The following is a 12,668-nucleotide window of genomic DNA, read 5'->3' as shown; positions in this document are numbered from 1 at the left end:
CAGATGAAAATTTACGTCGACGCCGACGCCTGCCCGGTGGTGATCAAAGACATTATTTTTCGCGCCGCTGAGCGCAAACAGATAGCCACACTGCTGGTGGCGAATCAACCAATCCGCGTACCGCCTTCAAAGTTTATCTCGGCTATTACGGTATCCAGCGGCTTTGATGAAGCCGACAACGAAATAGTACGCCGCTGCGAAGCCGGCGATTTGGTGATCACCGCCGATATTCCGCTGGCAGCCGACGTGCTGGCCAAAGGCGGCCATGCACTGAACCCGCGCGGTGAGCTATACAGCAACGACACCATTAAACAAAAGCTGACGATGCGTGATTTTATGGACACCCTGCGTGGCAGCGGTGTGCATACCGGCGGCCCGCCACCGCTAAACCAAAGCGATCGCCAGGCCTTTGCTAATCAGCTGGATAAGCTGTTACAGCAGCATGCGAAAGCTTAACCCGGCCAGGCCGACAGCTGCTGTTTACTGCTGAATTGCTGCTGTTCTTGCGTTAGCGGATCAGTAAAACTTAACTGTTTTGCCAGCAATTGCAGCGGCTGATCAAACTGCGGCGCCTGCTTCGGCTTCAGTTCAGGGTAATAAGTATCATACAAAATAGGCATCGCCAAACTGAGCATATGCAAGCGTAGCTGATGGGTTTTACCGCTGTGCGGGGTTAACTCAAACAACCCGAACTCGCCACTTTTGGCCACCAGACTGATATCTGATACTGCATTTACCTCACCGGCCACTATGGCATTAATAAAGCGCGGTGTGCTTTTCTCAATCCGGTTTGCAATATGCCAGTGCTGCGGTAACTCCGCTATGGCAGCCTGCGGTGTCAACCGCGCCAGCGCCTGATATTGCTTATGGATAGTGCCCTCACTAAACAGCCGGTAATAAGCCGGCCGGCTGTGGGCATTAACAGAAAACAGTACCAGGCCGGCGGTATCGCGATCCAGCCGGTGCAGCGGTGCAATGTCGCTTAAGCCGGTGTCGCGCTGTAAGCGCGCCAGTAAGCACTCATTAACATAGTCACCGCCCGGCGTTACCGGCAAAAAATGCGGCTTATCGGCCACCAGTATATGCTGGTCCCGGTACAGAATTTGATGGGCAAACGGGATAGCCGGCTCAGCCGTTACTTCGCGGTAATAACACAGCCGTTTGCTTGGCATAAAAGGCGTATCTGCACTAATAACTGCGCCGTTAAACCAATGCACTTTGCCTGCAGCAATACGCTGACGCCAGATGGCCTCGCTGATAAACGGAAACTGGCTGCAAAGAAACTGCAATACAGTATGCCAGCCGTTATTGACAGCAGGCAGGGTAATTTCAGAGGCTTGGCGGGCTATCGACACGGTAGATTCCGGCAGAAAAATCAGCGCGCAGTGTAGCATAAAAGCAGCTACAATAGCCGCCCTTAACCAAGCAGCCATCAGCAGATCCAGCATGTCGCATATTAATTCTGTCCTCAGGCTCCGTGCGCAGGAGCTGGCAAAAGCCACAAGGGTGTTTAACGCCCGTGGCAGCAAAGTTAAACGCTGTGAGCAGTGCCTGCTGCCGGCCAGCGACTGCATCTGCGCCAGTAAACCCGGCGTCAGCAGTAACAGCGCCTTTTGTTTTATTATGTACACCGGCGAATGTTACAAACCGAGCAATACCGGCCGCATTATTGCCGATGTTATCGCCGACAACCACGCCTTTATCTGGGACAGAACAAAACCCGATGCAGCTATGCTGGCACTGCTGGCCGATGCGCGTTATGCACCTGTAGTGGTATTTCCGCAGCAATACGCTGAAGCTGAGCGTTGTATCAACAGCCCGCTTGAGCTCAGCGCCGTGCAAAACGGCAAAATACCGCTGTTTATTATGCTGGACGGCACCTGGCGCGAAGCGAAGAAGATGTTTAAAAGCCCCTATTTAGCTAACTTGCCGGTGCTGGGTATTCAGCCACAGCAGGGCTCAAGTTATCAGCTGCGCGAAGCGGCGCATCTGCACCAGCTGTGTACTGCCGAGGTAGCCATTGCCGTGCTGCAACTGGCAAACGACAGCGCAGCAGCGCACGCCCTGGCATGCTACTTTGACGTATTTCGCCGCGCTTACATTGTCGGCAAACCCCACCTTAATTTTACTGAATCAGCAGAGTAGTCTGCCAAGGATCTGACATGCGTGATGTAATACTGAGTAAACCCGCGGTTGAACTGTATAAAATTCTGAAGTTTGAAGGCTTGATCAGCAGTGGTGGTGAAGCGAAAGCTGCCATAGATGCCGGTTTGGTTAAAGTAAACGGCGAGGTTGAAACGCGCAGACGGCGGCAAATAAACGCCGGCGATATTATTGAACTTGGCAGCGAAAAGCTGCAAATGCGCGTACTTTAACGGCCAATCATCGCTTATAACTACGCTATACCTTAGCGAGAAAAGCCGCCAGCTGTGCGCTAAGCCAGCCGGGGTCATCCAGCGCTAAATCGTGCCCGGCCCAGGGGTGCTGAATATGCGCCGCCTGCCAATAGCGGGCTAAATCAAGCGAACATTGCGGGCTTACCAGGCTATCACCCAGGCTGCTAAACAGTAAGGTTGGGCACTGCGGGGGCGGTGGTACCACAAAGCGGCTGGCCGCCCACAATTGGCGCAGGGCATTTAATTTACTTACCGGCCTTTGCTGCTGCCATAACTGCCAGTTAGCGACTACAGCGGTATGCTGTGCCGGCGTTGCGCTGGTTAGCTGTAGAATAAGCTGCTCGCGCTTTGCTGCATTGACAACCACACTGCGCAGCAATTGCGGGTAATTCTGCCAGCGTAAACGCTGATAAAACGGCGACAGCGGCCTGGCACTGCTGTTAATCAAGCTAACAGAGGCAACCTCTGCCGGATACTGCGCCGCCCAGTCAGCAGCCAGCATGGCGCCGAGCGATATTGCCACTAAATGCACCTTGCCGTTAAACTCAGCTGCCTGTTGTAACTGCGCGCGTACCGACTGGCGCAACGCGCTGATGCTGCAGGGTGAGCGTTGCTGATACAGCTCGCCGCTGCCGGCAAAATCAAAGCTCAGCACCGGGTTGGCCAGGGCGTGCGCCAGCAAAGGCCTGAAGCCGCCCCAATGCCGCTGCTCGCGGGTAAGGCCGCGGAGCAGCAATACCGGAATATCCGCCGCTAGTACCACAGACGCATCGCCTCTGTATGCAGTTGGTCTTTGCTGGCTAACGGCAACCAATTTTGATAAGACATAGTGGCGTTAATTAAAAAGTTAATCAGAATAAGATGGCTGCGCAGCACGCGTTTAACGCGATGCGGCTTTACCGGATGAAACATACCCAGGCTGGATAACAGCTGAAACGGGTTTTTCCGCACCCAGTTCCATGAACCCATTTCCAGCGTCAGCGGCAACATGGTGCTGTTATGCGCCAATGCACAGTCGTACAGGTAATCCCATAAATCGCCGTGGCACAGATAATGCTGCGATTGTGGCTCAAAAATATAGTTCTGGTGCGGATAAGTGTGTGCCAGCAATTGCCGTAGCCGGTACATCTCAGCCAGGTGGGCTATCGGTTGGCGCCGGCTTTTGGCGTAGGGAAACCACAACCGATCAGTAGTGCCAAAGCCGGAATGGCAATCCAGCACCAGCGAAAATGGCCGCGCAAATAACTCGCGCCGGACAAAATCTGCGACGGCACGGCTTTCGGTTTCCATTTTGTCGCTGCGGCCGCGGTGCCATGGAATAGCGCGGCTGATACGTTGCCCGCCAACCAGCCAGGCTGCGCCCTCAACGCATTCTACCGGCGCATTACGCATTAAATCCACGCTGTTGCCATTGGCGCGCCAACCATTGGCCATGCCGGCCGGATTAACCAGCGGAATAAAGTAAATACAGCATTGTTGCAGCGTGTGCTGCAGGCACAGGTCCCACGGCAAACGTTGCAACAGTGTTTGCAGATAAGCCAGTACCACTTGGGTGCCGATACGCTCAAGGCCGTGCACACCGCCAACCAGCAGCAGTGCCGGCGCAGCAGCACTGCGATTACCCAGCGCTAAGGCATAAACCGGCAACTGCTGTGTCATATGCGGCACTGTGGCCAATTGTTCCACCTGCAATTGCGGCGGCGCCTGGTCGATTATCTGTTGCAACTGTGCCAGTTCCGGCAGCAGGGTATCGCTATCTGGCAACAACAGTGCGACTCCGTTAGTGAACCTTGTGTGACAGCATAACCCGGCCGCGACAGACAAAAATGGCAGTTTTATGAAGATTAGCGCCGGCTTTACCCCGAATTTTCATCCGGTTATCCTGCGCTGTCGGCAAAAGCAGCTGCGTCATTTATACTCAGGGTCAGTTTAACCGGTGGGGCCGGATATGCCGTTTTTCAGTCTGGGAAAATTACTGCGCTTTAACCTGTACTACTGGTTAGCTATTTTAATGCTGGGCCTGCTCAGCTCTTTGCATGTTGCGGCTTTGTATAACAAGCCGTACGACTGGAGCTATCTGCCGATGATGCTGGCCAGCGATCTGGTAGCGATGTTATTAACGGCAGCGTTGGTAGTGTGGACCTATCAGCGTCTGGTACAGCAGGCTTTCAGTAACTGGCAATTACTGTGCGGCGTGGTGCTGGTCGCGGCGCTGTATATTCCGGCAGAGAATGCGCTGTGGATGCTGTTGTGGAACAGAGAGATTGTCGATATCCGCAAGCTGATCGGTAATCTGGATACCTCTGTACTGGCGTTTTTCGTCTGGACCGCCTGCTACCTTACTGTGCTGCTATACCAGCAGCAATTGCAGCGCCTGGCGCAAACCAATGAGTTAAGCCAAAAAATTCAGCAGCTGGAGCTGCAGGCGTTAAGCCATCAGCTCAACCCGCATTTCACCTTTAATGCGCTGAATTCTGTTTGTGCGCTGCTGGAGGCGCAGCGCTATGACGACGCTGAAACCATGTCTGAGCAATTGGCAACCTTTTTGCGTTATTCGCTGAGTAAATCACCCGACAGCCTGGTGCAGTTGGCCGATGAATTGGCGGCGATTAATGCCTATCTGCAGCTGCAGAAAACCCGCTTTGGCGACAAATTAAAGGTTAACTGGCAGATCGACGATTCACTGAAACGCCAGCGTATTCCGGCGCTGTTACTGCAGCCGTTGGTAGAGAATGCCATTAAGTACGCGGTTGCTACCCGCAAGCAGGGTGCCACTATTACCATTGGCGGTACGCGCGAGCACAACAGCCTGCATCTGAGTATCAGCGACGATGGCCCGGGCTCACAAGTATCAGCCGACTGCAGCGGCGCCGGGGTTGGCCTGGATAATATCCGCAATCGCTTACTACAACACTTTGGCGACAGCGCCAGGCTGGATATCGGTGCCAGCCCACAGGGCTTTAAAGTGGATATCAGCTTACCGTGGCAAACAGCATGATATCAGCCGGCACGCAGCAGCACCGGCTGGTTAATTTTTGGTACTGGCATCTGCTGTATTGGTTAAGCTATCTGCTGCTAAAATACACCCACCTTGCCGTGCTGGTACCGTTGCAGAACGAAGCCGTCTGGCCATATTTGTGCATCTATAGCCTGCTGACATTGATCAATATTCTGCTCACCGGCTTACTGGGCCGGCACGAATTACTGCAGCAGCGGCCATTACTGCAGCAGCTTAAGCGTTTGTTACTGGCGCTGCTGCCGCTGTGGTTGGTGCTGGTGCTGCTGCGGCAATATTTGGTCATGCAATACGCCAGCGATATGGCGCACGACTCCGCCTCGCCACTGAAGTATTTTCTGGCGTTCCCGCTGGTATTGCTGCCGCTGGCCGGTTGGCTGGCGGTGTTTATGCTGATTAAAACTAATCAGCTGCATTACGCCGGAGTGCTGCAACAGCAGCAGTTGGCAAAGCAGGCACGACAGGCCAGATTAAAAGTACTGCGTTATCAGCTTAACCCGCACTTTATGTTTAATACGCTAAACGCACTGAATGCGTTAATAGTGCAGCGCAGCGGCCAGGCCGCGGAGCAGCTGATCCAACATTTATCTACTTACCTGCGCCATTCACTGAAAAACCAACAGGATGAGTTTATTCCGCTGCAGCAGGAGCTGGACGCCCTGTCGGCTTATATGGCAATACAGCAGGTGCGTTTTGGTGAACGGCTGCAACTGTGCTGGCAACTGCCGCCGCAGCTACCCGCTCTGCGTTTTCCGCCGCTGTTATTGCAGCCACTGGCCGAAAATGCCATTCAATACAGCGTGGCGGAAATAGCAGGTAACATCTGTCTGCAGATCAGCCTGCAGTTGCAAGATGGCTATTTGCAAATTACCCTGGCGCAGCAAGGTGCCGATGCGGGCGCCGGCTGGCCCGATGCGCAGCAACCGCTAAACTTAATTAATCTCTCTGAGCGGCTACAGCTGTTGTTTGGCAATGCTGCCGCGTTAAATCTCAGCCACAGCGCCAGCGGCTTTTACGGCCGACTGCGCATAGCAACGGAGGCGCTGGATGACAGCCGCACTTAAAGTCATTATTGCTGATGACGAACCTTTGGCTATCAGTAACTTAAAAGCCAAGCTGGCGTTATATTCTAATCTGGAGATTATCAACTGCTTTGATAACGGCGATGACACCTTACAGTTTTTACAAACCACACCGGATATCGACCTGGTATTTCTGGATATTCAGATGCCGGGCATCAAAGGTATCGACATTTTGCAGCAAGCCGCTAAAGGCTCAGCCATGACCAGGCCGTTATTTATTCTGGTGACTGCTTATGAGCAATTTGCTTTTTCAGCGTTTGAACATTTCGCTTTTGATTATCTGCTAAAGCCGGTGTCACGCCAGCGCCTGGCACAATCGCTGCTGGATGCCCGTACGGCGCTGGATAAATTACCGCAGCAGGTAGCGCCGGCACCGGTTAACAAGCTGACGTTTAAAACCGGTGCCTCTACCCTGCTGCTGGACGATATTGACATCATGCTGATTGAAGCCGCCGGCAACTATATGTGTATTCATACTTTAAACGACACCCTGATAATACGGGAAACCATGAAAGAACTGCTGCAACGCCTGCCAAAACAGTTTGTTCAGGTGCACCGCTCTACCTTGCTGAATCTGCACCATGTGCACAAGCTGCAACCGCATAATAATGATTACGAATTTCAGCTTAGCAACGGCAAAAAAGTGAATGCCTCACGCCGCTACAAACTGAACTGGGCCGGCCAACTCAGCGCGCTGCCACAACATTAATCTCACCGCTTATCCCTGCCATGCGCCGGCTTATCACTTGATAACAACGGCGCCACCTCTTACCCCAACGTAGCGGCAACCTTGCGCCGCTATTGCCAAAATAGGGCTATGGCAAACGCCATATGTTAAACAACAGAGGACAGCACAATGAAAACAGCACTTTTATTGGTAATATCTGTAGCAAGTGCCGGCGTAGCAGCACCGGTAGCCGCCAATGACTATGTCAAAGGCAGCTATATACATCAGGCTTTAGTGCAGGTGTGCAGCGAAACTGCAGATGATGATCGGTTAGGCTTACATAACACGCTAAAAGCTTATCGCATCAGTAAACAAGCCGCGGTAGAAAAAGTGGTATGTAACGGTCAGCAGTTAATGGACTTTGCCCGCGCCAACCAGGCAGTTAAAGTTGCCGCTATGCTGCAGCCTTATGCAGACCGTATGAAAGGCCGCGTGACGATTCAGGACGTTGCTGCACCGGCAGCTAATTAACCAGGCAAACGGGACAGCAGCACATTGCTGTCCCGCCGTTGTGCTTAATTCGCGGCGGTATCCAGCGGCGCAAAGCTTTTGACTAAATCATCTACCGCTTTCATTTGCTGTAAATAATCTTCCAACTTGGCTAATGGTAAGGCACAGGGGCCATCGCATTTGGCCAGATTAGGCTCGGGGTGGGCTTCAATAAACAAACCGGCTAAACCCAGTGCCATACCGGAGCGGGCCAACTGCGCCGCCTGAGCACGACGACCATCGGCCGAGCTTTCACGGCCACCGGGTTTTTGTAATGCATGGGTGGCATCAAAAATAACCGGGCCGTAGTTTTTCATTTCGTCCATGCCCAGCATGTCTACCACCAGGTTGTTGTAACCAAAACAGCTGCCGCGCTCACACAGGATCACCTGTTCATTACCGGCTTCTTTAAACTTAGTGATGATATGGCGCATTTCATGCGGTGCTAAAAACTGCGGTTTCTTCACGTTTATTACTGCACCGGTTTTTGCCATCGCAACCACTAAATCGGTTTGCCGCGCTAAAAAGGCCGGCAGTTGGATCACGTCAACTACTTCGGCTACCGGCGCCGCCTGATGCGTTTCGTGCACGTCGGTAATCAACGGTACCTTAAAGGTACGTTTAATTTCTTCAAAAATTCTTAAGCCTTCTTCCATGCCGGGGCCACGGTAAGAATGCACCGACGAGCGGTTAGCCTTGTCAAATGAGGCTTTAAACACATAAGGAATACCCAGCTTAGTGGTAACTTCCACATAGTGCTCGGCAATGCGCATGGCTAAATCACGCGATTCCAGTACGTTCATGCCGCCAAACAGCACGAAGGGTAAATGGTTAGCCACTTGTGTGTTACCAACCTGAATAATTTGCGCAGTCATAATTTTTCCGTAGTAAGTTGCCGGCCGCAAGGCCGGCCATAATCAAATCAAAAAGCGGTCAAAAACACCGGTTGTTTGGTTATTGCCACCCGCAGCACCAGGCCCAACCAACCCAGCGCGCCTAAAAAGCAAATCCAGCGAATGGCAGCCGTACGGCCTTTAAACGCCATTACGCCCAGTGCTATATAGGCCAGTACCGCCAGCAGTTTTTCTGTCAGCCAGGCGTGGACAAAAGGATACTGCTGCAATGTCATCATCAGCAACACCGCACTGACCAACAGCAGCGTATCAATAACATGCGGTGCGATTTTAAAAAATTTGCGTTGTAGTATTGCTGCCGGCTTTAAGCTCATGGCGTAGCGCACTAATAAAAAACTGACACTTAACACCACCATTAACAGGTGAAAATGCTTATAAGCCATATACATAAAATTAATCCTTACTGATTAAAAAAACAGCCAGCATAAGCTGGCTTTGATTATTGTTCGCTGTCGGGGTATTTTTGCAGTATTGCCTCCAGTTTGTCGACCCGACTTTTAAATATTTCTACCAATCTGGGTTCAAACTGTTTACCGGACTCCGACTCAATGTTGGCCATCACCTGCTCCAGTGGCCAGGCTGATTTATAACAACGGCGGTGACGCAGTGCGTCGTATACATCGGCCAATGCGGCAATACGGCCGTAGATATGAATGTCTTCACCTTTTTTACCGCTTGGGTAGCCAGTGCCATCCCATTTTTCGTGATGGTCTTGTGCTATTACCGCACCGGCCTGAATAATGCTGCGTTTAGAGTCTTTCAGTATCTCATAGCCGATACTGGTATGGGTTTTCATCACCTCCCATTCCTGCGCCTGTAACCTGGTCGGTTTATTTAAAATACCGTCCGGAATACCTACTTTGCCGACATCGTGCAAGGGCGCGGCAAACATCAGGCGTTCAGCTTCTTCTTCCGGCAAACCATAGGCTTTGGCCAGGTCATAACAAATAAAAGCCACCCGCTTCACATGATTACCGGTTTCTATCGAGCGGTGTTCTACCGCTTCGCTTAAGCGATAAACAATTTCGCGCTGGGTGTCTTCAATTTCATGCTGCAGTTGCACATTTTCATAGGCTATTTGTACGTTTTGCGAGAACAGCTCAATCAGCTTTTTTTGGTTTTCTGTAATCACGCCCGGCAAGCCGGAGATATACAATAATGAGCCATGGGTAAATTTGCTGGTGCAGTACGCCACTAAATAGTTATCCCGATACACTATGCCACGTGACTTCAGCGCCACCTCAAAAGCATCCATGAGTTCGGGCGCTAACACCTCCTGCACCGGTTTACCCTCTTTGCTTTCAAACTCGCCCTGGCCGGCAAATACCACCAGTTTATGCGGATCTGACACTTCGCCACTGATATTACCGGCTACCATAGACGAGCTGACCAGCAAGGCGTCTTCATTGCAGCCTAAGATAGAGGTCAGCTGCTGCAATACGCCATCAATAAACTGCTCCATTGAATGCGAAGAGAATAAATCGGCCGAAGCATTGATAATCTTTTCCAGCCCCTTACGGCTTTGCTCCAATGATAAGATATCGCGGTACGAGCGCAGGCTGGACATAATAACGGTAAACAGTTTTTGCGCGGTCAGTTCGGTTTTCGATTTGTAATCATTAATATCGTAGTTAATGATCACCTGGCGCTCCGGTGCCTGGCCCGGTTGGCCGGTGCGCAAAATAATGCGCACATGCTCATTATGTAGTTGTTCACGAATATAGCTGGCTACCAGCAAGCCGGCGTCATCGGTTTCCATTACCACGTCCAGCAACATAATGGCGGCATCGGGATGTTGTTCAATCAGTGCTTTTGCTTCTGCGCCGGAATAAGCACTGAAAAAACTCAGATTTTTGCCCTGAAAAGTAAAATCACTGAGCGCCAGCTTGGTAACGGCATGTACTTCCGGCTCATCATCGACAATTAAAATCTTCCAACTGCCATGCGATATCGTTTCGACATGCTCCGGTTCTTCTGCAAATAAAAAATCATCACTCATCCGCTTTTCCTTAGCACTGATTCTGGTTAGAAAAGTATGGATAAGTTATATGCTGTATCGTTAACGCGGTCAAAGAAAAAGCCGTTAAAAGCCAAAATCAGTCAGCGAGGCAACCACCGCTGATACGCCAGTTATTGCCATAGTCGCGTTTTGATTCAACCTGAGTAAAACCAGCCTGTTGCAGCAACTGCTGCACCGCATCAGCCTGATCATAGCCATGCTCCAGATACAACCAGCCGGCGTCATGCAGATACTGTGGCGCCTGCTGCACTATATGCGTAATGTCGGCCAGGCCTTGTTGCTCTGAGGTCAGTGCCGTAATGGGTTCATAGCGCAGGTTGGCTAAGTGCGTATCGGCCGGATCAATATAGGGCGGGTTACTGACAATTAAATCATAGCGCTGTGCGCCCAGAGCACTAAACCAATTGCTGTGCAGTACAGTGCAATTGTGGATATGCAGCCGCCGCCGGTTCCGTTCGGCCAGTTGCACTGCCTCAGTAATATAATCCACTGCGGTAAGCTGCCACTGCGGCTTATTATGCGCCAGCGCCAATGCTATAGCGCCGGTGCCGGTGCCTAAATCCAACACTTTAGCCCGGGGCGGTAACGGCAGGGCCAGTGCATGCTCTACCAGCAATTCGGTATCCGGTCGCGGGATCAAGGTGCTGGGGGCCACCTCAAGCTGTAAATCAAAAAAGTGCCAATGGCCAAACAAGTACGCCAGCGGCCGGCCCTGTAAGCGCTGTGCCAGCAGCGCATTTAACGCAGCCAGTTCTGCTTCACTAAGCAACCGTTCGGGGTAGCTATAGATATAGCTGTTGCTGACATTCAGCACACGACACAGGCACAACCTGGCTTCAATATCCGCCGTAGGGCTGACCGCCGCCAGCTGTTGCTGGCTGAGCTTCAGCCACTGTATCAGTGTCACGGCAGCGGACACTTAGCGGTTCTCGTCGGCCAGCGCGGCTAACAAGTCGGCCTGGTGCTCGTGTTTCAGCGGCTCTAATACCTGGTCTAAATCGCCTTCCATTACCTCGTTTAAGCGGTATATGGTGAGGTTGATACGGTGATCGGTTAAGCGGCCCTGCGGGAAATTGTAGGTGCGGATGCGCTCAGAACGATCGCCACTGCCCACTAACGAGCGGCGGGTAGACTCCTCCACCAGCCGGCGCTTTTCATCTTCTGCTGCCTGAATACGCGATTGCAGCACGCTCATGGCGCGGGCGCGGTTTTTATGCTGCGAACGTTCATCCTGACACTCCACCACTATGCCGGTAGGTAAGTGGGTAATACGAATGGCTGAGTCGGTACGGTTAACGTGCTGGCCACCGGCACCGGAGGCGCGGTAGGTATCCACTTTTAAATCGGCCGGGTTTATTTCTATTGCTTCGCTTTCCGGCACTTCCGGCATAATGGCGACGGTACAGGCTGAGGTATGCACCCGGCCTTGTGATTCCGTGGCCGGTACACGCTGCACGCGGTGGCCGCCGGATTCAAATTTCAGCGTACCGTAGGCGCCCTCGCCTTGTACGCCGGCAATAATTTCTTTGTAGCCGCCGTGCTCACCGTCGCTGGCGCTGATCACTTCGAGTTTCCAGCGGCGTTTTTCGGCAAAACGGCTGTACATACGAAATACGTCACCGGCAAAAATAGCCGCTTCATCACCGCCGGCACCGGCACGAATTTCAATAAAGCAGCTGTTATTATCGTTTGGATCTTTGGGCAGCAATAAAATTTGCAGCTCCTGATCCAACTGCTCAATGCGTTCTTTAGCAACTTTGTATTCTTCCTGCGCCATTTCGCGCATATCCGCATCGCTGTCTTTTTGCATCTCTTCAGCCGAGGCTAAATCCTGCTGCGCCTGCTGATAATCAGCAAAGGCTTTGCTGATATCTTCCAGCTGACTGTACTCTTTTGACAGCTCGCGGAATTTAGTTTGATCGCTGATCACTGAGGCGTCGCTTAACAGCGCCTGCACTTCTTCGTAACGCTCAGCCAGGCCTTCCAGCTTGCGGTATACCGATTCTTTCATGGTGTTTTATATG

16 protein-coding genes are annotated in these 12,668 nt (G+C 52.1%); 7 read left to right on the top strand and 9 right to left on the bottom strand.

The genetic code is table 11. The features are described from left to right. Positions 1-3 precede the first annotated feature (3 nt). On the top strand, positions 4-456 hold the full coding sequence (locus ACTZWV_RS05590) for a YaiI/YqxD family protein (RefSeq protein ID WP_092795743.1): 453 nt from the start codon (positions 4-6) through the stop codon (positions 454-456). Here ACTZWV_RS05590 and ACTZWV_RS05585 read toward each other — a convergent pair. Next, complete coding sequence (locus ACTZWV_RS05585; protein ID WP_444785580.1) at positions 453-1,433, bottom strand: pseudouridine synthase; 981 nt, start codon at positions 1,431-1,433, stop codon at positions 453-455. The two genes, ACTZWV_RS05590 and ACTZWV_RS05585, sit on opposite strands and share 4 nt — an antisense overlap. A gap of 13 nt (positions 1,434-1,446) precedes the next feature. On the opposite strand from ACTZWV_RS05585, the gene ACTZWV_RS05580 reads away from it, so the two are divergent. Together ACTZWV_RS05580 and ACTZWV_RS05575 are read left to right on the top strand one after the other, a co-directional pair. Continuing rightward, positions 1,447-2,145 carry a tRNA-uridine aminocarboxypropyltransferase gene (locus tag ACTZWV_RS05580; RefSeq protein ID WP_444785579.1) on the top strand — a complete coding sequence of 233 codons (699 nt, stop codon included), beginning with the start codon at positions 1,447-1,449 and terminating at the stop codon, positions 2,143-2,145. Between the two features lie 17 nt (positions 2,146-2,162). Next, positions 2,163-2,375, top strand: a complete 213-nt coding sequence (locus tag ACTZWV_RS05575) for an RNA-binding S4 domain-containing protein (protein WP_444785578.1) — start codon at positions 2,163-2,165, stop codon at positions 2,373-2,375. Between the two features lie 25 nt (positions 2,376-2,400). Here the strand turns inward: ACTZWV_RS05575 and ACTZWV_RS05570 are convergent, their stop codons facing one another. From ACTZWV_RS05570 to ACTZWV_RS05560, 3 genes are read right to left on the bottom strand one after another with little or no spacing between them, the layout of a single operon-like run. Next, positions 2,401-3,159 carry an alpha/beta fold hydrolase gene (locus tag ACTZWV_RS05570; RefSeq protein WP_444785577.1) on the bottom strand — a complete coding sequence of 253 codons (759 nt, stop codon included), beginning with the start codon at positions 3,157-3,159 and terminating at the stop codon, positions 2,401-2,403. After that, positions 3,150-4,163: a M14 family zinc carboxypeptidase gene (locus ACTZWV_RS05565; RefSeq protein WP_444785576.1), complete on the bottom strand. Its 1,014-nt coding sequence runs from the start codon at positions 4,161-4,163 to the stop codon at positions 3,150-3,152. The genes ACTZWV_RS05570 and ACTZWV_RS05565 overlap by 10 nt, the downstream gene beginning before the upstream one ends. A 13-nt stretch (positions 4,164-4,176) precedes the next feature. Next, the gene (locus ACTZWV_RS05560; RefSeq protein WP_444785575.1) at positions 4,177-4,308 is read right to left on the bottom strand and encodes a hypothetical protein; all 132 of its coding nucleotides are present in this window, start codon (positions 4,306-4,308) and stop codon (positions 4,177-4,179) included. Between the two features lie 36 nt (positions 4,309-4,344). Here ACTZWV_RS05560 and ACTZWV_RS05555 point away from each other — a divergent pair, with 36 nt between their 5' ends. The 4 genes from ACTZWV_RS05555 (at position 4,345) to ACTZWV_RS05540 (ending at position 7,692) form a co-directional block, all read left to right on the top strand. Continuing rightward, a complete protein-coding gene (locus tag ACTZWV_RS05555) occupies positions 4,345-5,394 on the top strand; it encodes a sensor histidine kinase (protein WP_444785574.1) in 1,050 nt (349 codons plus the stop codon). Continuing rightward, entirely contained in the window at positions 5,391-6,476 is a 1,086-nt protein-coding gene (locus tag ACTZWV_RS05550) for a sensor histidine kinase (RefSeq protein ID WP_444785573.1), read from the top strand. Before ACTZWV_RS05555 ends, ACTZWV_RS05550 begins: the two co-directional genes overlap by 4 nt. Continuing rightward, the gene (locus tag ACTZWV_RS05545) at positions 6,460-7,203 is read left to right on the top strand and encodes a LytR/AlgR family response regulator transcription factor (RefSeq protein WP_444785572.1); all 744 of its coding nucleotides are present in this window, start codon (positions 6,460-6,462) and stop codon (positions 7,201-7,203) included. The genes ACTZWV_RS05550 and ACTZWV_RS05545 overlap by 17 nt, the downstream gene beginning before the upstream one ends. 147 nt (positions 7,204-7,350) lie before the next feature. Then, complete coding sequence (locus ACTZWV_RS05540; protein ID WP_444785571.1) at positions 7,351-7,692, top strand: DUF3718 domain-containing protein; 342 nt, start codon at positions 7,351-7,353, stop codon at positions 7,690-7,692. A gap of 44 nt (positions 7,693-7,736) precedes the next feature. On the opposite strand, the gene kdsA is transcribed toward ACTZWV_RS05540, so the two are convergent. The 5 genes from kdsA to prfA form a co-directional block, all read right to left on the bottom strand. After that, positions 7,737-8,585 (bottom strand): 3-deoxy-8-phosphooctulonate synthase, encoded by an 849-nt coding sequence (gene kdsA, locus ACTZWV_RS05535; protein ID WP_444785570.1) that lies wholly within the window; start codon positions 8,583-8,585, stop codon positions 7,737-7,739. Positions 8,586-8,632: 47 nt separating this feature from the next. Beyond that, complete coding sequence (locus tag ACTZWV_RS05530) at positions 8,633-9,013, bottom strand: SirB2 family protein (protein ID WP_444785569.1); 381 nt, start codon at positions 9,011-9,013, stop codon at positions 8,633-8,635. Positions 9,014-9,063: 50 nt separating this feature from the next. After that, positions 9,064-10,623, bottom strand: a complete 1,560-nt coding sequence (locus tag ACTZWV_RS05525; RefSeq protein WP_444785568.1) for a DUF3369 domain-containing protein — start codon at positions 10,621-10,623, stop codon at positions 9,064-9,066. Positions 10,624-10,720: 97 nt separating this feature from the next. Further along, positions 10,721-11,551, bottom strand: coding sequence for a peptide chain release factor N(5)-glutamine methyltransferase (gene prmC, locus ACTZWV_RS05520; protein WP_444785567.1), 831 nt, complete (start codon positions 11,549-11,551; stop codon positions 10,721-10,723). 12 nt (positions 11,552-11,563) lie between these two features. After that, the gene (prfA, locus tag ACTZWV_RS05515) at positions 11,564-12,655 is read right to left on the bottom strand and encodes a peptide chain release factor 1 (RefSeq protein WP_444785566.1); all 1,092 of its coding nucleotides are present in this window, start codon (positions 12,653-12,655) and stop codon (positions 11,564-11,566) included. Between the last annotated feature and the right edge of the window lie 13 nt (positions 12,656-12,668).

The organism is Rheinheimera sp. NSM (assembly GCF_052380015.1).
Lineage (GTDB): Bacteria > Pseudomonadota > Gammaproteobacteria > Enterobacterales > Alteromonadaceae > Alishewanella.
This window is presented reverse-complemented; position numbering and strand designations above follow the sequence as displayed.